The 20,860-nt window shown below is 32.4% G+C and carries 23 protein-coding genes and 1 riboswitch; of the genes, 15 read left to right on the forward strand and 8 right to left on the reverse strand.

What is annotated here, in order from left to right; all coding sequences use genetic code 11:
* Window positions 1-8: 8 nt before the first annotated feature.
* The 3 genes from C3E89_RS09550 to C3E89_RS09560 form a co-directional block, all read right to left on the reverse strand.
* Window positions 9-650 carry a methionine ABC transporter permease gene (locus C3E89_RS09550; RefSeq protein ID WP_236912442.1) on the reverse strand — a complete coding sequence of 214 codons (642 nt, stop codon included), beginning with the start codon at window positions 648-650 and terminating at the stop codon, window positions 9-11.
* Entirely contained in the window at window positions 651-1,655 is a 1,005-nt protein-coding gene (locus C3E89_RS09555; RefSeq protein ID WP_236912444.1) for a methionine ABC transporter ATP-binding protein, read from the reverse strand.
* A gap of 99 nt (window positions 1,656-1,754) precedes the next feature.
* Window positions 1,755-1,859, reverse strand: a riboswitch (SAM riboswitch).
* Window positions 1,860-1,934: 75 nt separating this feature from the next.
* Window positions 1,935-2,198, reverse strand: coding sequence for a YkuS family protein (locus tag C3E89_RS09560; protein WP_236912446.1), 264 nt, complete (start codon window positions 2,196-2,198; stop codon window positions 1,935-1,937).
* A 135-nt stretch (window positions 2,199-2,333) separates the two neighbouring features.
* Here C3E89_RS09560 and C3E89_RS09565 point away from each other — a divergent pair, with 135 nt between their 5' ends.
* The 12 genes from C3E89_RS09565 to C3E89_RS09620 all read left to right on the forward strand — a co-directional run bounded on the left by C3E89_RS09565 (window position 2,334) and on the right by C3E89_RS09620 (window position 12,625).
* A complete protein-coding gene (locus C3E89_RS09565; protein WP_236912448.1) occupies window positions 2,334-2,543 on the forward strand; it encodes a hypothetical protein in 210 nt (69 codons plus the stop codon).
* Between the two features lie 13 nt (window positions 2,544-2,556).
* Window positions 2,557-2,820 carry a spore coat protein gene (locus tag C3E89_RS09570; RefSeq protein ID WP_236912450.1) on the forward strand — a complete coding sequence of 88 codons (264 nt, stop codon included), beginning with the start codon at window positions 2,557-2,559 and terminating at the stop codon, window positions 2,818-2,820.
* 244 nt (window positions 2,821-3,064) lie between these two features.
* Window positions 3,065-3,979 (forward strand): aspartate carbamoyltransferase, encoded by a 915-nt coding sequence (gene pyrB, locus C3E89_RS09575; protein ID WP_236912452.1) that lies wholly within the window; start codon window positions 3,065-3,067, stop codon window positions 3,977-3,979.
* The gene (locus tag C3E89_RS09580) at window positions 3,980-4,408 is read left to right on the forward strand and encodes an aspartate carbamoyltransferase regulatory subunit (protein ID WP_236912455.1); all 429 of its coding nucleotides are present in this window, start codon (window positions 3,980-3,982) and stop codon (window positions 4,406-4,408) included.
* A 1-nt stretch (window position 4,409) separates the two neighbouring features.
* The gene (locus C3E89_RS09585) at window positions 4,410-5,612 is read left to right on the forward strand and encodes a dihydroorotase (protein ID WP_236912458.1); all 1,203 of its coding nucleotides are present in this window, start codon (window positions 4,410-4,412) and stop codon (window positions 5,610-5,612) included.
* Window positions 5,599-6,519 carry an orotidine-5'-phosphate decarboxylase gene (gene pyrF, locus C3E89_RS09590; protein ID WP_236912461.1) on the forward strand — a complete coding sequence of 307 codons (921 nt, stop codon included), beginning with the start codon at window positions 5,599-5,601 and terminating at the stop codon, window positions 6,517-6,519. The genes C3E89_RS09585 and pyrF overlap by 14 nt, the downstream gene beginning before the upstream one ends.
* Window positions 6,503-7,279, forward strand: a complete 777-nt coding sequence (locus C3E89_RS09595; protein WP_442870595.1) for a dihydroorotate dehydrogenase electron transfer subunit — start codon at window positions 6,503-6,505, stop codon at window positions 7,277-7,279. The genes pyrF and C3E89_RS09595 overlap by 17 nt, the downstream gene beginning before the upstream one ends.
* Complete coding sequence (locus C3E89_RS09600) at window positions 7,272-8,174, forward strand: dihydroorotate dehydrogenase (protein WP_236912463.1); 903 nt, start codon at window positions 7,272-7,274, stop codon at window positions 8,172-8,174. The genes C3E89_RS09595 and C3E89_RS09600 overlap by 8 nt, the downstream gene beginning before the upstream one ends.
* A 1-nt stretch (window position 8,175) precedes the next feature.
* On the forward strand, window positions 8,176-8,739 hold the full coding sequence (gene pyrE, locus C3E89_RS09605; RefSeq protein ID WP_005582256.1) for an orotate phosphoribosyltransferase: 564 nt from the start codon (window positions 8,176-8,178) through the stop codon (window positions 8,737-8,739).
* Between the two features lie 80 nt (window positions 8,740-8,819).
* Window positions 8,820-10,259 (forward strand): spore germination protein, encoded by a 1,440-nt coding sequence (locus C3E89_RS09610; RefSeq protein ID WP_236912465.1) that lies wholly within the window; start codon window positions 8,820-8,822, stop codon window positions 10,257-10,259.
* 4 nt (window positions 10,260-10,263) lie between these two features.
* Window positions 10,264-11,520, forward strand: coding sequence for a Ger(x)C family spore germination protein (locus C3E89_RS09615; RefSeq protein WP_236912467.1), 1,257 nt, complete (start codon window positions 10,264-10,266; stop codon window positions 11,518-11,520).
* A 1-nt stretch (window position 11,521) separates the two neighbouring features.
* On the forward strand, window positions 11,522-12,625 hold the full coding sequence (locus tag C3E89_RS09620) for a GerAB/ArcD/ProY family transporter (protein WP_025641970.1): 1,104 nt from the start codon (window positions 11,522-11,524) through the stop codon (window positions 12,623-12,625).
* A 26-nt stretch (window positions 12,626-12,651) separates the two neighbouring features.
* Here the strand turns inward: C3E89_RS09620 and C3E89_RS09625 are convergent, their stop codons facing one another.
* The 3 genes from C3E89_RS09625 to C3E89_RS09635 all read right to left on the reverse strand — a co-directional run bounded on the left by C3E89_RS09625 (window position 12,652) and on the right by C3E89_RS09635 (window position 15,003).
* On the reverse strand, window positions 12,652-14,040 hold the full coding sequence (locus C3E89_RS09625) for a HAMP domain-containing sensor histidine kinase (RefSeq protein ID WP_236912470.1): 1,389 nt from the start codon (window positions 14,038-14,040) through the stop codon (window positions 12,652-12,654).
* Window position 14,041: 1 nt separating this feature from the next.
* Complete coding sequence (locus tag C3E89_RS09630; protein WP_236912473.1) at window positions 14,042-14,737, reverse strand: response regulator transcription factor; 696 nt, start codon at window positions 14,735-14,737, stop codon at window positions 14,042-14,044.
* Between the two features lie 113 nt (window positions 14,738-14,850).
* On the reverse strand, window positions 14,851-15,003 hold the full coding sequence (locus tag C3E89_RS09635) for a hypothetical protein (RefSeq protein WP_236912476.1): 153 nt from the start codon (window positions 15,001-15,003) through the stop codon (window positions 14,851-14,853).
* A 144-nt stretch (window positions 15,004-15,147) separates the two neighbouring features.
* Here C3E89_RS09635 and C3E89_RS09640 point away from each other — a divergent pair, with 144 nt between their 5' ends.
* The 3 genes from C3E89_RS09640 to C3E89_RS09650 all read left to right on the forward strand — a co-directional run bounded on the left by C3E89_RS09640 (window position 15,148) and on the right by C3E89_RS09650 (window position 17,449).
* A complete protein-coding gene (locus C3E89_RS09640) occupies window positions 15,148-15,516 on the forward strand; it encodes a hypothetical protein (protein WP_236912478.1) in 369 nt (122 codons plus the stop codon).
* Window positions 15,517-15,715: 199 nt separating this feature from the next.
* On the forward strand, window positions 15,716-17,089 hold the full coding sequence (locus tag C3E89_RS09645) for an MATE family efflux transporter (protein WP_236912480.1): 1,374 nt from the start codon (window positions 15,716-15,718) through the stop codon (window positions 17,087-17,089).
* Window positions 17,090-17,449 carry a hypothetical protein gene (locus C3E89_RS09650; RefSeq protein WP_236912483.1) on the forward strand — a complete coding sequence of 120 codons (360 nt, stop codon included), beginning with the start codon at window positions 17,090-17,092 and terminating at the stop codon, window positions 17,447-17,449.
* 135 nt (window positions 17,450-17,584) lie between these two features.
* Here C3E89_RS09650 and C3E89_RS09655 read toward each other — a convergent pair whose 3' ends face one another.
* Together C3E89_RS09655 and C3E89_RS09660 are read right to left on the reverse strand one after the other, a co-directional pair.
* Window positions 17,585-18,892, reverse strand: coding sequence for a histone deacetylase family protein (locus tag C3E89_RS09655; protein ID WP_236912485.1), 1,308 nt, complete (start codon window positions 18,890-18,892; stop codon window positions 17,585-17,587).
* The gene (locus C3E89_RS09660; RefSeq protein WP_236912488.1) at window positions 18,885-20,570 is read right to left on the reverse strand and encodes a hydantoinase/oxoprolinase family protein; all 1,686 of its coding nucleotides are present in this window, start codon (window positions 20,568-20,570) and stop codon (window positions 18,885-18,887) included. Before C3E89_RS09660 ends, C3E89_RS09655 begins: the two co-directional genes overlap by 8 nt.
* Window positions 20,571-20,860 lie beyond the last annotated feature (290 nt).

A 20,860-nucleotide genomic window follows, 5' to 3' on the forward strand; every position in this document is an offset into this window, starting at 1 on the left:
TATTCCCCCTATTTTTTATTTATACTTGCTGATAATTTATTTCCAAAATACTGTATTCCTTGAACCAATAATATGATTACAAATACAGAAACTGTCATAATATCTGTTTTAAATCCATATAATCCATATCTAATGGCTAAATTTCCTAATCCACCACCACCAATGGCTCCCGCCATGGCTGAATAACCAATTAGATTAATGATGGTCATAGTTATACCTAAAATTAAAGATGGCAAAGCTTCAGGAATAAGTACTCGAAATATAATTTCTGGTACAGTTGCCCCCATGGAAAGGCTCAATTCAATTACTCCCTTATCGACTTCCTTTAGGGAAGATTCGATTACTCTAGCTACAAAAGGTGCAGCAGCTATGGAAAGAGGAACAATGGTTGCAGTAGTCCCAATGGTTTGTTTGACAATTAGTTTTGATATAGGGAATACTACAATCATAAGTATTATAAATGGAAAAGAACGCAATACATTTATAATACTATTCAAAATTTTATTTAATAGGGGCTTTTCCCATATATTATTTTTCTCAGAAATAACCAATATAACTCCTAAGGGAAAGCCTATTAGTAAAGAAAAAACCGTAGAGAAAAACACCATATACAAAGTTTCCAATAAAGAAGGAATAACTAATTCAGCCATCTACATCACCTCCACATTTACATTTTCATTCTTTAGATATTCTATAGCTCTTTCTATTTCATCTTTTTCTCCTGTAAGTTCAAGGATTAAATACCCTACACTTGTTCTCACCAACTGATTAATATCTCCTGACAGTATATTGACATTTATATCAAACCTTTTAACTACTTGAGACACAATGGGTTTCTTGGCACTTTCCCCTAAAAAGCTAAGTCTAATAAGGGTGCCATTGAATTCATCAGGTGCAAATTTCTCATCAGTAGTATGGGATTTTAAGCCACTAATAAAAGTATTTGCAGTATGAGTCTTTGGATTTTTAAACAATTCCTCCACTTCATTCATTTCTATTATCTGACCATTTTCAATAATTGCTACTCTATCACAAATATCCTTCACAACTTCCATTTGATGGGTTATAAGTACTATGGTAAGATTAAATTCTTTTCTTATTTTATTAAGCAAATCCAAAATGGATTTTGTAGTCTTTGGGTCTAGGGCCGAAGTTCCTTCATCACTTAGTAATATCTTAGGGTTGTTTGCTAATGCCCGTGCAATAGCCACTCTTTGTTTTTGACCTCCACTTAATTGGGAGGGATAGACGTCTTTTTTATCTGAAAGTTCCACATATTCTAACAAAGTGTTCACCCTCGAATCAATTTCCTTTTTTGAAAGGCCTTCCAATTCAAGAGGAAAGGCTATATTTTTATATACAGTTTTTTGAGATAATAGATTAAAATGTTGAAAGATCATACCTATATCTTTTCTTACCTTTCTTAAATCTTTTTTATCCAAGGAGATAATATCTATTCCTTCAATATAAATTTTTCCTTCCGTAGGTTCTTCCAATCTATTTATACACCGGATTAAGGTAGATTTTCCAGCTCCACTTAATCCAATTATTCCAAAAATTTCTCCTTTGTTGATTTGAAGATTTATATCCTTTATTGCCCATATCCTATTGTTTCCGCTTTCAAAACTCTTTGATAGATTTTTAATTTTTATCACTAAAGATCCCCCTTTAAGAATATCTAATAAAAAAACCTCTATATTAATATAGAGGCTTAAATAATAAAACCTCTTTTCAAGAAAGAGGTAATTATCTCTTTCTTATCTCTCGGTATAAAGGTTAATACCGCTGGATTTAGCACCTTGTTCATACAGGTTGCCGGGTTTCACTGGGCCAGTTCCCTCCACCACTCTTGATAAGAGCATATTATTTATTTTGTATTTAAAGACTATTCTAATACTATAATATATTTTTGTCAATACCTTTTTAGGTTTTATCTATTTAAATTTATTTTGTATAATATTATGAACTTCTTCTGGAGTATGGCCACTTGCTTCAATAATTGGTACTGGAGGGTTACTATGAGTTGCTCCACTGGTGCTCAAAACATCTAATCCAGATACCACAATAGCTTTATACTCATCAGAGGTAATATTTTCTAAATTACTGTTTTTATATAGAGTATATACATCGTAACCTAAACTTTTTAAATGTTCAATATAGGGTGTTAAAGTGTTTTCAACTACAATTTTACTTGACATTATTTCACCTCCATTCAAAATTATTATTTCCCTATTTTAATATAATATTTATGAGTTTTTTTCCATGCATAAATAGATATAAGGATAGACAAAATATTAAATGAAGTCAAATAAATCAATGAAAGGAGTAATTCTATGGCACTCAAAAATACAGTTAATATAGGGAATATAAACCAAATGGAATTACAAAGCTTGAGAGAGATTATTAGTGCCCACCAAGGCATGGCAACTAAATTAGATTTTTATTCAAACCAATGTCAAGATCCACAGATCAAACAAATGTTTAAACAATCAAGCCAAGAAGCTCAAGCTACAGCTACTAATCTTATAAATTCATTAAAATAGGAGGGAAACTATAATGCAAGAGAAAGATATGGTAGGCGATATTTTAAGTGGAACAAAAGCAAGTATAGATAGTTATACAAAGGCAATAACTGAATGTGCTAACCAACAACTAAGAAGTACATTACAACAATTAAGAAATGAAGCAGAACAATTTCAGTATCAATTATTTCAAATAGCTGAACAAAAAGGGTATTATGTTCCTGCACCACCAGCTAATGCCAACGATATCCAACAGGTTAAATCTGGATTATCTGGTGGAGCTATGAATATGAAATAGAAAGTACTATAATAGTAAACCAGACAGAGAATCCATCCTTCTGTCTGGTTTGAATTTTCCATTGACATTTTCTCTCTAGTATGTTATCGTTTATAACGATAATAAACACCTTTAAACTGAACCAGAGAGTTCAGCAAGGAGAGCGTAAAGCGGTATACTTATGCCTTCCTTTAGTAAAAGGAAGGCTTTTTTTAAAAACGCTATCCTTTAATTGTGTCCAGAGAGACTAAAAGGAGGTAGAACTATGAGACATTTAATTGACTCCATGGATTTTTCCGTAGAGGAGTTGGAAGTTTTATTTAATCTGGCAGAAAAAATAATTAGAAATCAAAATGATTTTACAAATGTTGCTAATAACAAAATATTAGCTACTCTATTCTATGAACCGAGTACAAGAACTAGATTTAGTTTTGAAGCAGCTATGTTAAGACTTGGTGGTAAAGTAATTGGTTTTTCAGAACCAGGTTCTAGTTCGGTAATGAAAGGAGAAAGCATTCCTGACACCATTCGTACAGTAGGCTCCTATGTTGATATTATTGCTATGAGACATCCAAAAGAAGGGGCTCCAAAGTATGCTTCTTACTATTCACCAGTTCCTATCATTAATGCAGGGGATGGAGGACATCAGCATCCTACCCAAACCTTAACAGATCTTCTTACAATCAAAGAAACCAAAGGAGGGTTTTCCAATTTAACCATTGGGTTATGTGGAGACCTAAAATTCGGTCGTACAGTCCACTCTCTTATAAAAGCCATGTCAAGGTATGAAAATGTAAAATTTATTCTAATATCTCCTAATGAATTACAAATACCTGAATATATAAAAACAGAAATATTAGAGAAGAAAAATATTCCTTTTGTAGAGGTAGAAAGACTAGAAGAAGTCATAGATACACTAGATATCCTTTATATGACAAGAGTACAGAAGGAAAGATTCTTTAACGAAGCCGATTATATAAGATTAAAAGATAGCTATATATTAGATAAGGAAAAATTAAGGTTAGCTAGAAGTGACCTATCTATTCTTCACCCATTACCAAGAGTAAATGAAATAAGCTATGAAGTAGACGATGACCCAAGGGCCTGCTATTTTAAACAAGTAAGGTATGGAATGTATATAAGAATGGCTCTTATTATTAAACTTTTGGGGGTGATATAAATGCTATATATTGATAGTATTTCAAAAGGTATAGTAATCGATCATATAAATGCAGGATACGGGTTCAGTATATTTAAACATTTAGGACTAGATAAAGCAGAATTTACAGTAGCCTTGATTATAAACGCTCCAAGTAAAAAATACGGGAAAAAGGATTTAATTAAGATAGAAAATGTTATCGATGTAGACTTAACTATGTTAGGATTTATAGATCCAAATATTACTGTAAATATTATCGAAAATGAAAAGATAGTAGAAAAAATAAATCTATCCTTACCAGAAAAAGTTGAAGGTCTAATAGAATGTAAAAATCCTAGATGTGTTACATCAGGTGAAAGGGATATTATCCATAGGTTTGTACTCATAGATGAAGAAAATGGAACCTATAAATGTGAATACTGTGATCAGATATATACATGGGAGGGATAGAATGGAGTTATTGATTAAGAACTGTAGAATAGTAGATGAAACAAAAGATATGAAAGGTGATATATATATTAAAGATGGAAAGATAGTAGACTATGGTAAAAGTTTGGACATAGATTGTAAAACTATAGATGGTACAAAATTAGTGGCTATGCCTTCCTTTATAGATATGCATGTCCACTTCAGAGAGCCAGGTTATACTTATAAAGAAGACCTTTATACCGGAAGTATAGCTGCATTAAAGGGTGGATATACTTTTGTAAATTTAATGGCAAATACCTATCCCATATGTAGTAGTATGGAAATAGTGGAATATGTCCTTAACAAATCTAAAGAATTAGATTTAATCGATATCCATCAAACCTTTTCCGTCACTAAAAACTTCGATGGTAAAACTATAGACCATTTAGAGCAAATAGACCCCAGAGTTAATTTTATATCCGATGATGGAAAAGGAATACAATCCAATAGGACTATGTATCGAGCCATGGTTAAAGCCAAGGAGAAAGACCTAACTATAATAGCCCATGAAGAGGACGAAGAATTAGTTTCAATAGATACTAGATTATCTGAAAATATAATGACTTTTAGAGATATATATCTAACTAGATTAACAGGGGCTAAATTACATTTAGCCCACGTTAGTACAAGAGAGGCTGTAGAAGAAATAAAAAAGGCTAAAAAGGCAGGATTAAAAATAACTTGTGAAGTGACTCCTCATCATATAGCCTTATATGATAATGAATACAAGGTAAATCCTCCTATAAGGAAAAAAGAAGATGTGGAAGCTATTTTAAAAGGCATAATAGATGGAACGATAGATATTATAGCTACAGACCACGCTCCCCATTCAAGAGAGGATAAGGAAAAGGGAGCACCTGGAATATCTGGATTAGAAACTGCCTTTTCCATATGCTATACTGCCTTAGTTAGATCAGATTATATTTCCTTAAATAGATTATCTCAACTTATGTCTGCTACCCCTGGGAAGTTGATGGGAATCAATAAAGGTAAAATCAAAAATGGTTATGATGGGGATATAGTGTTAGTAGACTTAGATAAAAAGGAAATTATAGATGAAGGAAACTTCCAGTCTAAAGGTAAAAATACACCTTTCAATAAAATGGGGTTTTATGGGAAAGTAGTAGCCACCATTAGGAAGGGTGAAATTAAATACAATGGGGGGATAACAGTTGATAATCGATAGATTATATGAAGAAGTGGGGAAGAAAGGGAATGTTTGTGTAGGATTAGATACCCATTTAGACTATATACCAGATGGGATAAAAGAAAAATACCAAGACATAAACCATATAATATTTGAATTTAATAAAAGGATAATAGATAAAACCTTGGATATAGTACCTATATATAAGTTACAAATAGCATATTATGAGGCCTATGGCATAGAAGGATTAATGGCTTATAAAAGGACTTTAGAATATATAAAAGATAAAAAAGCTTTGTCCATAGGTGATATTAAAAGAGGAGATATTTCCTCTACAGCAGAGATGTATGGGAAGGCTCATTTTGAAGGGGATTTTGAGGCAGATTTTATAACCTTAAACCCCTATATGGGATTTGATAGTATAACTCCTTATCTCAAGTATATAGAATCAGGAAAGAAAGGAATATTTGTACTCCTTAGAACTTCCAATCCAGGAGCTAAGGATATACAATATCTAGAAATCAACTCACAATTAGCTACCTCCTATCATCCTGACACTGACAGTATTAACTCAACCAACCAAAGAACTCATCTCTACTGCCACGTAGGGGATAAATTAAAGAAGATAGCTACTAAATATACTGGCAGCTGTGGCTATAGTTCCATAGGGGCTGTAGTAGGAGGAACCCATATAGATGAAGCAAGAGAAATTAGAGATAGATATAAAAATATGTTTTTTCTAATTCCTGGCTATGGCCATCAAGGGGGAAGAGGAAAGGATGTAGCCCTCTACCTAAACCAAGGAAATGGTGGTATAGTCAACTCTTCTCGGGGAATTATTACAGCCTATAAAAAGCATGAAGATGGAGAGGAGAATTTTGACAAATATGTAAGAGAGGCAGTACTAGCTATGAAGGAGGATATTGAAAGTGAAAGAAGGATATAAAAGGGGAGTAATTGAATCCAATAATCAAATAGCTTCCAATATCTATGAGATAAAACTTAGACATTGTACTATGATAGATAGCGTCAATTTAACTGATGAAGGGTTTAGCTTCAAAGGCAAACCTGGTCAATTTTATATGATAAGAGGACGGGAAGCTTTAGATCCTTTTTTACCAAGACCTATTAGCATATGTGATATATCCCATGGAATTATTACTTTTTTATATGAGGTAAGAGGGAAGGGCACCCATATTATATCCAAGCTGAGGCCGGGGGATACTCTAGAAGTATTGGGGCCTTTAGGCAATGGGTTTAATATGAATTTGAAAGGTAAGGTTGCCATTATTTCTGGTGGTATAGGCATAGCACCTATGGTGTATTTAGCAAAGAAATTGGATGCTAGTATAGATTTTTATTGTGGATTTAGAAATGAAACCTACTATACCAATGAAATAAAGGATTATGTAAAAAATATATTTATATCTACAGAAGATGGTTCTGTTGGACATAGAGGATTTATTACTGAAATATTTAAGTCAGAAAAATATGATATAGCCTTAACCTGTGGCCCTTTACCAATGATGAAAAAGGTTTTAGATATCTGCCAAGGTAGAATGCCTCTATATATGTCTATGGAAAATCCAATGGCTTGTGGTATAGGCACTTGTTTAGGATGTACTATAAAAACTACTTCTGGAATGAAAAGGGTATGTAAAGAGGGGCCAGTTTTCCTAGGAAAGGAGCTAGTTTTTAATGATTGATACAAAGGTAAAAATCTGTGGAGTAGAATTTAAAAATCCAGTAATAGCCGCTTCTGGCACTTTTGGGTTTGGTAGAGAATATGCTGAATATTTTCCTCTATCAAAACTAGGGGGAATAAGTTCTAAAGGGTTAACTTTCCATAAAAAGGAGGGAAATTCGGGAATAAGAATATATGAAACCACAGGAGGGCTTTTAAACAGTATAGGTTTGCAGAATCCAGGAATAGATGAGTTTATAAAAGAGGAGCTTCCCTTTATGGAGAGACAGGATACGGTAATTTTAGCTAATGTAGGAGGTAATACATTAGATGAATATATAAAGACTATTGAAAAATTAAATGGAACTAATATAGATATGGTAGAGTTAAACATATCCTGCCCCAATGTGAAAGAAGGTGGAATGGCCTTTGGAGTTAAATCTAAAACTGCCTTTAAAGTAGTAGGTGAAGTAAGAAAGGTATGTAAAAAACCTTTAGTTGTGAAACTATCACCTAATGCAAAAAATATTGTCCATATGGCTGAATCTTGTGTAAAGGCAGGGGCTGATGCTTTATCCCTTGTAAACACCTTTAGTGGTATGGCTATAGATATAAAGACTAGAAAGCCAGTATTCGATAATATCATAGCTGGATTATCCGGCCCTTGTATTAAACCTATTGCCCTACGAATAGTCTATGAGGTAGCAAAGGCAGTTAATGTGCCAATCTTAGGCATTGGAGGCATAATAGACTATGAAGATGCTTTAGAATTTATTATGGCAGGAGCCTGGGCTGTACAGGTAGGTAGTGGTAACTTTATGAAGCCTACTATAACTTTAGATATTATTAATGGAATAGAACAATTTATGATTAATGAAGGAATAAAATCTTTAGAAGAGATAAGGGGGATAATATAAAATGTTAATTGATTTATTAAAGGAAACGGAAGCCCTATTAGAAGGCCATTTTTTACTATCATCAGGAAAACATAGCGATGGATATGTTCAATGTGCCAAACTTTTAATGTATCCAGATAAAGCAGAAAAGGCGGTAAAATTAATAGTAGATCAATTAAAAGATATAGATTTCGATATAGTAGTAGGACCTGCTATGGGAGGCATAATTGTCAGTTATGAACTAGCCCGTCAAACTGGTAAACCTGGTATTTTTATAGAGAGAGAAGATGGGATTATGAAATTTAGACGAGGCTTTGCTATAGAAAAAGGACAAAAGGTTCTAATAGCTGAGGATGTTGTAACTACAGGTAAATCCTCTTATGAAGCAATAAAAGTTGTAGAAGAACATGGAGGAGAGGTTGTAGGTATAGGTTGTATTGTAGATAGGAGCAAGGGAAATATCAAATACCCAGTTTACAGCGGAGTAAAATTAAATATTAATACCTATGAGAAGGAAGATTGCTCCCTATGCAAAAAGGATATTCCAATTATAAAACCAGGTAGTAGAAAAATAGCCCTTAAATAAAGGGGCTATTTTTTATGCTAACATAATTCTATCGCCTTTTGGCAATACTAACTAGAAGCAAAATATGAAGGATGATTAGTATGATATGGAAAAAGATTAGTTTAAATAAAAGAGAAATAATGGAAAAGTTTAATAACACTTCAGACTTGGTTCTATATGAATTTGAAACTAATTCTAATATTAAGATGATGGCTTGTTATATAGAAGGGTTTATTGATAGAGAATTGTTCGATAGAGATATATTAAAACCTTTAATACTGGATTTAAAGAAAGTAAAAGATATAAAAAGAACCATACTTACCTCTAAAATCAAAGAGATAGATTCTATGGAAAATTTAATAGAAGATATATTATCAGGAAATATAGCTATATTTGCTGAAGATTTACCTTTATCCTATACTATAGAATTAAGTAAATGGGAAAAAAGAGCAGTAGAAGAACCAGAATCTGAACCGGTAGTGAGGGGGCCAAAGGAAGGATTTATAGAAGATATATTTGTAAACAAATCTTTATTGAGGAGAAAACTTAGAACCAATAATCTTGTTTTTGAAGATTTGGTATTGGGGAAACAGACTAGAACAAAAATTAGTATAGCCTATTTACAGGGAATAGTTAACAAAAGAGTATTAGAAGAAGTTAAGAAAAGATTAAGTAAAATCGATATAGATGGAGTATTGGAAAGTGGCTATATTGAACAACTAATTGAAGATAGGCCTTACTCCATTATAGCTACTATAGAGAATACCGAAAAACCTGATGTGGCAGCAGCAAAAATACTGGAAGGAAGAGTAGCCATTTTATGTGATGGCACTCCCCATGTTTTAACGGTACCAAGATTATTTATCGAAGGGGTTATGACTAGTGAGGACTATTATGTAAGGCCTTATTATGCATCATTTCTTAGGTTTTTAAGGGTTACTGCTTTATTAATAAGTGTATTTTCACCAGGAGTATATGTGGCATTACAGCTTTACCATCAGGAGATGATACCAACTGTATTATTGATATCCATGATGGGGGCTAGGGAAGGGGTACCACTACCAGTAGCCTTAGAAACCCTATTAATGGTTTTAACCTTAGAAGTTACTAAAGAATCAGGAGTTAGATTACCAAAAGCAGTTGGTACAACGGTGAGTATTGTAGGAACTTTGGTATTAGGTCAGGCAGCAGTACAAGCAGGTATAGTAAGTGCCCCTACTGTAATTATAATAGCTATAACAGCCATATCAGAATTCGTTGTACCTGCACTAGTACAGGGAGTAGTATTATATAGATTAATTATACTGTTATTAGGAAGTTTTCTAGGTTTATATGGCACAACCTGTGGTTTAATCATTTACATAACTCAAATTATTACCACAGAATCCTTTGGGATTCCCTTTGGATTCCCACTGACTCCAATAAATAAAGAAGGGCTTAAAGATTCAATTGTCAGATTTCCCATATGGAGCTTTATCTATAGGCCAAAGGCTATAGCAAAAAGAAATATTAGAAGACAAAAACCACCAAGGAAAGGGTGAGCTTATGAAAAAAATAGTTTTATTAAGTTTTTTCATCCTATCTTTATTGTTAACAGGTTGCTGGAATGCTAGAGAATTAAATGAGCTAGGACTTACATTGGTAATAGGTTTGGACTTAGTAGATGATAAAGTTCTAGTAACAGCAGAAGTAGTTAATCCTACCTACTCTCAGCAAAGTAGTACAACTACAGGACAAGGTAGCTATGTAAAATATGTTCAGGGTGTAGGAAACAATATATATGAAGCCTATAGAGATATTACATTAAAGTTTGACCGAGGGTTGTCTATAGTTCATAACCGAGTCTTTATCCTAGGAGAAGATTTTGCTAAAAAAGGATTGGTCAGTCAGATAGATGAACTATATAGAGATGTGGAACAAAGGGAGACAGCATATCTATTAGTGGCCAAAGGAGGAAAAGCCTATGAAGTAATGGGGATTAATAGTGGATTAGAAGAATTACCTTCTAATTATATAACAAAGATTGTTGAAAATTTTAAATATAATCCAAAGACTGTGGATACTAATTTAGTACAATATATTAAACAATATTATAAGATGGGACACCATTCAATTATTGGGACCATAGAGAAAAAAGAAAAAAAAGTCATTGACCAAACTGTAGAAAAAACAGGAACACAAAATTATGAATTGTCCATAATGGGTTCTGCTATTTTTAATGAAGATATTTTGGTAGGATATTTAAATGGAAATGATACTAAAGCTGTAAACTTTGTCATGAACAAAATTAGAGGTGGAATAATAACTTTTCCAACTCCTACTGCTCAAGTAGAAGGTAGTTCTACTCCACCACCTCCAGTTGAAGGTGAGATGCCAAATAAACAAAAAGACCAAAATTTAAGTTCTGTGATTGTTATTAAAAACAATACAAAAAACGATGTTGAAATGGTTGATGGAAATATAAAACTTAAAACTAAAATTGAACTCAGAGGTTCTCTTGGAGAAGTAGTTGGGAATATAGATGTAGCTGAAAAAGAAAATATTATAAAGCTAGAAGAAGCTTGTTCAAAAGCAATTGAAGATGGTATTAAGAGAGCCTTTAAAAAGGCACAAAAGGAATATGGAATAGATATTTTTGGATATGGTTTAGTGTTTCATAGGAAGTATCCTGAAGAGTGGAAAAGGATAAAGAAAGACTGGGATGAAATTTTTTCTCAAGCAGATTTTGAAATTGAGGTAAATACGGATATAATTAGAACCGGTCTGATAAATACACCTATTAATAAAATAAAGGGGAAATAGTATGGATAAATTAAATAATCAATATGAAATCTCTTACCATCAAGCTGTATTATTACTTATACTTTATAGGATAATGGTTGGATTTACCCATTTACCAGCAGCTAGTATTTTGCCTGGTAATCAAGATATTTGGATAACTATTCTATTTTCAACTTTTTATACAATATTATTGTGTTTACCTTTACTATACCTAAGCAATAAGTTTAATAGTTTAAATTTAATAGAATATATAGAGAAGATTATGGGGAAGACAATAGGAAAAATTATAGGAATATTTTATGTGTTCTTTTTCTTATATGCTACTATTTTGCTTATAAGTATATTCGTTGAAATTTTAGATGCTGCTATATTTCCTGAAACACCTACTTGGGTAACAGCTTCTATGATGCTTATTACAAGTATATATATTGCATATAAGGGATTTGTAGCAGTAGCCAGGTTAGGTGAGTTTATAATTCCTTTTATTTTAGTGATGATTTTATTATTTATAATATTAGGATATAAAAATTATGATTTCACTGTATTATTACCTATTTTGAAAGATTCTAAATTTAAGGATATAAATATAGGTGCTATAGATATAGGATTAAGGTATTTTAATATATTAATCCTTACCATGATAACTCCTAATTTGAAGGATAAAAAAGATCTAAATAAGATTTTTTTTAGATCTCTCATATATTCTATGGTTATTGCATCTATAATAGTAATAGTAGTTCATTCTACATTGGGAATAGAATATGCAAAACATGTTAACTTTCCTTTTTTTACTGTTACTAGGATGGTAGATTTTGGTGAAACAATTCAAGGATTCGATTCATTATATTTGACATCATGGATTGTGGGAAATATTATTAAGATTTCAGGATATCTTTATTTTATAACGGTGGCATTAGGCCAAATAACAAATATAGATAATCGAAAATATATTATTCCCATATCTGTTGTAATACTTATTATTGTACTATTGTTAAAGGATAATAAACCTATATTAGCAGTTAAACAACCTACTCAAAACATAATAACTATCATGGCAGCTATATTTATATTTATTTTACCTTTGATTATTTTAACAGTCTATTTATTTAGAAGAAAAAAATTGTAAGATAAGAGAGTTCCCTTTCACAGGTTTTAATATTTTGTATCGGTTGGTAATAATATGGTAAACCTAGTTCCCTTATCAAATTCACTTTCTACATAGATTGAACCACCATGGGCCTCAACTAATGTTTTGGTAATTGAAAGGCCCAGGCCTGTTCCGCCGGTATCCTTATTTCTAGATACATCTGCTCTGTAAAATCTATCAAATAGAAAGGGTAAGTCTTCCTCTTTTATACCTATTCCGTTATCTTCCACAGTTATTTTTACCTGATCTTTTTCCCTAATTAAAGTGACAAAAACCTTACCCCTATCTTTTAAAAATTTCAAAGCGTTAGACAATAAATTATTCATTATCTGTTTAAACCTATTCTTATCCATTATAATTTCAATGTCTTCTTCAATAGAAGATTCCAAAAGGAAATTCTCCTTCTTAAACAAAGGTTTAAACTGAGACAATATGTCCTTTAACTCTTCAGAAATATTAAAATGGGTTTTACTTATATTTAACTCAGCCTCCAGGGTTTTGAAGGTATTTTTTAGATCGTCTACAAGTTTAGCCAATCTATCGATTTCAGTTAATAAAATAGTTAAATGTTCATCAGTTGGCTCCCACACCCCATCAAGTATAGCTTCTACATGGGACTTTAATGTGGTTAAAGGAGTACGTAGTTCATGGGCTATATCTGAAGCATATTTTTTCCTTAAACCCTCCTGTTTTTCCAAGGTTTCTGCCAAATAATTTATTGAATGGGAAAGTTCTTGAATCTCCTCAGTATTTGTCGTTATAGCTGAACGATATTTTAAATTTCCACTTCGCATTTCGTTAGCCGTTTTGGTGATATTCACTAAGGGCCTTGATAACCCTTTAGATAAAAATATGGAAATAACAAAGCCGAGTATAATAGTGATAATACCGGAAATTATGAAAGAAATAGATAGGGTATCCTTAAATATTAAAGCCGATTCGGTTAAATGGGAATTGTCAATATAGCCTATTATGAGAGTCCCAACTACATTATCCCTATCGAATAGAGGAAAAGTCTTCTCTACATATTTTCCTGTATCCATATTGGAATTTCTCATACCATGACGTCTCATCATCTGTCGCATCATTCCCCTATGCATCATATTAGAATTATTGGAATGACAGATTAAATCATCATTATAATCCCTGATTTCAATATATATTCCTTCCATTGAAGCGTAATTAGAAATATCCCTTGATGCTAAATTATTTCCCTCTTCCAAAAATAGATTATTAATATCCTTACGTATTTTTTCAAACTTCATATTTTGTTCTTCTATTAGATAAGAGTCAAATTTTCTATTGATCATAGTATTGGAAATAAAACTAATAATAAATATGGAAATCAAAATTGCAATAGTGAAACTAAAGGTTAATTTTCTAGATAAGGGCATTTTACATTCCTCCAAACTTATATCCAACTCCATATACAGTAATTATATAATTGGGACTCTTTGGGTTATCTTCGATCTTTTGTCTGATATTTTTAATATGAGTATCTATAGTTCTATCGAAGCCATCATAATCATATCCAAAAGCCAATTCAATCAATTGTTCTCTAGAAAACACTTGGCCAGGTCTGGTTAATAGGGAGGATAAGATCTTAAATTCATTGGAAGTTAAATATATATTTTCTCTTTTTTTTCTTACTATCATCTTATCTATATCTACTTCCAAATCTCCATCATTAAATACTAATTTTTCAGCTAGAGGATTAGAATCCCGATAAGACCTACGCAATAAAGCTTTAACACGGCTGACTAACTCCCTAGGGCTAAAGGGTTTAGTAATATAGTCGTCTGCTCCAATAGTAAGTCCTTCGATTTTATCATCTTCATTAACCTTTGCAGTTAACATTATAATAGGTATATCTGAAGTGGCTCTAATAGTAGTACACACTTCCTCACCTGATATCTTAGGCAACATTAAATCTAAAACAATCAAATGAATTTTCTCAGTTTTAAATAATTCTAATGCCATCTCACCATCTTCAGCAGTAATGACATGGAATCCTTCTTTTAATAGATATGCTTCTATAACTTCTAGAATATTCTTTTCATCCTCTACAACTAATATTTTTCTATTATTCATAATACCACTCCTTTGGACAATTCACAATTCATCTTAATATATAATACCCTAAAATACAAAAGCTAAGTATAAATGTTTAGATACTTAGCTTTTTAGTAATTAATATTAGATGACTAGTTTGTATAACTTCTGCCATCTAAAAGAGATTTAATAAGTTTATACCCTAAAACCAATACAACCACAGCAAATAATGCTCTAAATATAAACATACCACCCATGAACCACATACTACCTGGATAGTTGTAGAAACTCAACCAATTACACATAATCTACACCTCCCTATAAACCTTTTTTTATATTTATTATAAAAAATGATTATGGAGGAAATATGAAGATTAAATTTTGATTCTTCATATTTCCTCCATATTTGAGTTCTATAATGAAGTTAAGAAATGAAAGGAGTGGATTTTATGAAAAAAATATTACTTATTTTATCTTTAGTATTAGTGCTGGGACTAACAGCATCAATTGCATATGCCCAAGTGCCAAAAATCATACCTAGAACAAATACAGATTACCAACAATGGGATGATTGGTATAAAGAGAGGAATGAATGGAGGAAATCTCAATTAAATCAAGCTGTTGAGGATAAGGAAATCACAGAAGAAGATGCTAAAACTTGGAATGACCATTTTGACTATATGGAAGAATTTCACAGGGAATATGGGCCTATGCCTGGTGGAGGTTGCTATGGCGGTGGAAATGGCTGGAATAACAGAAGTGAATTTAGAAATGGTTATGGACCAGGTATGATGAGAGGATATAGATGGAATAGATAGAAGAGGATAGAGGATAAAACCTATCCTCTTTTTGTGTAAATACTATAATTAAAATTTAAATAACTTATTAATACATGGAAAGAGTTATTTAAAAGATATTATGTAGTTAAATACAAATTTCTTGAATAAACTTTCATTATATTGTAGAATATATTAAGTTAGTGATACGAAATAATATAAGAATAAATGGAGGCAAAAAATGGAGAGAAATATAAAGCTTACAGAAGGCAATATATCCAAAGCTTTGATAAGATTAGCCCTTCCCATTATGGCCACATCATTCGTACAAATGGCATATAATTTAACTGATATGATGTGGCTTGGTAGGGTAGGTACTAATGCAGTAGCTGCATCAGGGACTGCTGGCTTCTTTACTTGGCTTGGTTCTGCTTTATTTACTATACCAAAGATAGGAGCAGAAGTGGGAGTGGCTCAATCTTATGGAAAGGAAGATTTGGATAGAGCTAAAAAATTTACATCTAATACTTTAAAATTAGATATGTTAATAGCCCTTATTTATTCTCTAATCCTTATAATCTTTAGACATCAGATTATAGGATTTTTTAGATTAGGGGATAGTGAAGTCATTAAAATGGCTACAGATTATTTGCTTATTGTATCCTTTGGACTAATATTTTACTTTTTAAATCCTGTGTTTTCTGGTGTTTTTAACGGTTCTGGCGATAGTTCTACTCCTTTTAAAATAAATACAGTTGGATTGATAATTAATATTATATTAGATCCTTTGATGATTATGGGAATAGGACCTTTTCCTGAAATGGGAATTAAAGGAGCCGCATTAGCAACTATAATTGCACAGTTTACAGTAACTATTCTTTTCGTTATTATAAGTAAAAAGAAGTCTCAATTATTTCAAGGGTTGAACCTTTTAAGGATTCCTTTTGATAAAGATTGTATAAAGACTATCTTTAAATTAGGATTACCAGTAGCCATACAACAGGGCTTATTTGCAAGTATTGCAATGGTAATAGCTAGAATAATCGCCCAATGGGGACCTACACCTGTGGCAGTACAAAAAGTTGGTTCCCAAATTGAGTCCATTTCTTGGATGACTGCAGGAGGGTTTTCAACTGCCATATCTGCCTTTGTAGGGCAAAACTATGGGGCGGAGAAATGGTACAGGATAAAGAAAGGATATAGGAAGGGGTTATTGATTGTAGGAAGTATAGGAATTTTTGCAACATTACTCCTCGGATTTGGAGCTGCCCCTCTTTTTAAACTATTTATCCCTAAGGATCCAGAGGCTTTACAAATTGGAATTAGATATTTAAGAATATTGGCAGTGTCCCAATTTTTCATGTCCATAGAAATTGCAAGCCAAGGGGCTTTTAATGGATTGGGAAAAACCATTCCGCCTTCCCTTGTAGGAATAACTTTTAATGCTCTACGTATTCCAGCATCACTAATACTTTCCACTACCTTTTTAGGTTTAGATGGAGTATGGTGGAGTATAAGTATAAGCAGCGTATTTAAAGGAATTATCCTGACAATTTGGTATATAATAATTCTTGAAAAGTTATTTCCATCAGCGGATAAAAGGAGTTGTATTTAATTGATAGAATATAGGAAAGGAAATCTCTTGATAATAAGTGATTTTGAAATTAGACCATTAAGAGAAGAAGGTCCTGATATTGATCTATTTATACCTATAGATTATAGAACCTTAAACCTTAATATGGAGAATATGCCCGATTATATTTATGATAGAATTCAACTATTGGGCATCAGGAGCTTGTTAATTCGCCATTCCATTGAGGGAGATAATAGTTTTAGCACGATACATTTTCTAAGGAATGTAGATCTTAAATCGGCAGTTATGAATTTTATCTTTAATTGTAAAGACCATTTTATCCAATTAATAGACCAAGAATCTAGTATGGAAATGATTATGACTCAAAAATATATGAAATAAAAAAAACTTTTCTATAAAAATAGTTAGATTTTTTCATATTGATTGAATTGGAATATAATAAAAAGATACTGGAGTAAATTCCATTTCCAGTATCTTTTATCAAGTTTTCCCATATCAAATATATATTAGGTATCTCTATTTAGCATAAAACTCATCATTTACTCTGTCCTGCAAGTATACATTTGAATACTTGTTTAAAGCATATTTATACAACCTGTAACCTTCGTCCATGCATTGAGAGCAGGCATCTCTTGGGATGGTTATGGCAAATATATGATATCCAGTATCACTTCTAGAATCAATGGTGTTAACTCCAGAACATTTATTACATACTTTAAAATTCTGTACCTGATTTTCCATTATCCCATCTGTATCGTAGTAAATTTGCCTTTGTTTCGGTATATGATCCTTTCCTTTAATGTCCTTCTTCCATAAATTATCCTTGTCTTTCCATCTTTCATATACTATATTACATACTTGCTTAATATATTCTGTAATATCCCTTGATTGTTTTAATTTTTCTCTATTATAATCTGGTTCATGAACATTAGAATAATCAATACCTGCCATAGCCAATATTATCCCTAAATTCATATAGGGCAAAGCTCCTTCTATAGAATACCCACCTTCTAAAACTGCAATATCAGGGTTAAGTTTATCATTTAATTTGGCATATCCTTGGGCAGTAAAATTCATATTGGTTATAGGGTCTGTATAATGATTATCTTGACCAGCTGAGTTTATTATAATATCTGGCTTATATTCATCTAAAATAGGTATTACTGCATTATCTAATACATATAAAAAACCTTCTTCTCCTGTTCCTGGAGGTAGAGGAATGTTTACATTATATCCATAGGCAGCTGGTCCTCCAAATTCTTCAAAAAACCCAGTACCAGGGTAAAGGGTTCTTCCATCCTGATGGAAAGAAATAAATAGAGTATTATTGTCATTCCAGTAGATATCCTGGGTGCCGTCTCCATGGTGGCAATCTGTGTCCACGATGGCTACTCGTAAATCTCCGTATTTCTGTCTTATTTTCTCTAACATTACTGCCTCCACATTGACTACACAAAATCCTCTATCTCCATAAACCACTCTATGAGCATGATGTCCTGGGGGACGGACTAAAGCAAAGGATTTGTCTACTTTCTTTTCCATTACAGCTTGGAATGCTCTAATAGCACCACCTACTGATATAAGGTGGGATTGAGTAACTCTAGACTTTACATCAGGTACTGGAAAATGCACTCTTTTAATATCCTTTTCTTCAGCAATAATAGGGTTATAAAATTTTACTCCTTCAATGTCTTCAATTCCTTCTTCGAATATTTGGTCTTGGGTATATAAAAGCCTTTCTTCTCTTTCGGGATGAGTTGAGCTAATAGCCCAATCGAAAGCAGGAAAGAATACAAGACCTAATTTATTCTTAGCCTTAATCATTTATATCACTCCTCAACCGGTGAATAAGCCCTGGCTTTACTTGTGCTTTAATTCGTATATTTTTTCCAGTAGTGTAGAAACCCTTTACCATATTAAAACTACTTTCTTCTACTATTTCAGCCTCTATTTCATCTCTAGTAGCCCCTAAAGATAAAGCAGATTCTTTAACTAATTCTATTGCTCTTTTTTTAGCCTTATCAACAGTATAATTTCTATCTATTTTTTCATATAGCTCTAATTCAGGTACTGAAAGGACTCCTTGAGAAGTATTCGCCACCATATTAATTTCTGTAGTAGGTTTAGCTAGAGCTGCCCCTACTGCATTGGCTACATGGTAATCTTTTGGGAAATAGCAGGGGAGGTTGAATTTCTTTTCAAGTATAGGGGCCAATACATTGGCAGGACCTCCAATTATATTTATTAGCTTTGGTTCAACTTTCTTTCCATAGAGTAATTCCTTAACAGTATAAACAGGCTGACTATTTATTTCTTGCAAAAGCTCATCTATCTTATCCTTAATTATATTTCCCATAGTATTAAGGATATGCTTTGCCACATCTTCTATTGATATACTTAACTCTCTGCTTAGTATCTCCATAGCCTTATTAGCTCTGGTTTTTTCACTATCTGTATGTTTTTCTGTTATCAACCCTAGTACAATCATAGCATCAGTAGGAGTAGGCTTAGGCCCTCCCAAAGCATAAGGAATTCCTTCTCGCCTTGGACCTATTTTGATATTACCATTTACAATGCTAATGCTGCTATCTCCACCTAAACCTATAGAAACGCTATAAATAGCCCTTACTAAGGTGTTATAATTATCTATTTTTATCCCTAAAGGTTCAAATAGAGGGACCCCATCAGCAAGGAAGAATATATCTGTAGTAGTTCCTCCAATATCAAGTAATATGGCATCTTCATCAGTGGGAAGCATAGCATTGATTCCCATGAAGCTGGCAGCAGGACCAGATAGAATGGTTTCCACTGGTTTTTCTTCGGCTGTAGAAATATTCATAGTTCCGCCGTCAGCTTTTAATATAAATATTGGTGCAATTATTCCTTCTTGGTCTAGGGATTTTTTTATACTATTTGAAAATTCATTAAAGGTATTATGTACTGCTGAATTTAAATAGGAGGTATATACTCGACGAGGGAAATTTAATTTTCCTGACATAGTATGTCCCATAGTAATAGGAGAAAAGCTTTTTTCTAAAATTTCTTTTATATTTCTTTCAAACTTGGGATTTCTAGTGGAAAATTTAGTCACTACTGCGCAGGAATTAATATTCTTTTCCTTGAATAGTCTAATGGCTTTATCGATTTCAGATATTTGAAAATCCTCAATTATTTCACCTCTATGGTCAACATATCCTGATATAAACATATTTTCATCACCACAAGCTAAAAAATCATGGGGCATACCTGGACCCGATTGGATGATCATTCCTACAGGAGTAGTTTTATTTTCTACAATAGCATTTGTGGATACGGTAGTACTTAAATTAATCCTATCAATTTTAGTATTATCGTATCCTGACAACAGCTCTCCTAAAGTAATCCATATGGACTCAAATAGATCATTCCTATTGGTAGGTTTTTTTACTCTATTGACCACCACACCATTCTCTATAATAACTCCATCTATATTGGTTCCACCCATATCAAGACCAACAATCAATTTTAATCCTTCTCCTTTCCTTATTTTGCTACCTAATAGTATTATATCCATATTAGATTATAGGTATCAAGTTGTTAATTTATATATATAATCAATATGTATAATATATACTTATTTGCTAATGTTAATTATAGAATACAATTGAAGGTGATATTTTGCAAATTCAACTTACCCAAAAAGAAAGAATGCTACTAGGGGATGGAAAAAACAGGAAGACATATGTGTAAAAAAATATCAAAGTTATGCGAATCAAGTACAAGATCCACAGCTAAAAAATCTATCAATGGAAA

Origin of the sequence: Clostridium sp. Cult1 (assembly GCF_021655095.1) — a bacterium.
Taxonomy (GTDB): Bacteria; Bacillota; Clostridia; order Tissierellales; family Tepidimicrobiaceae; genus Schnuerera.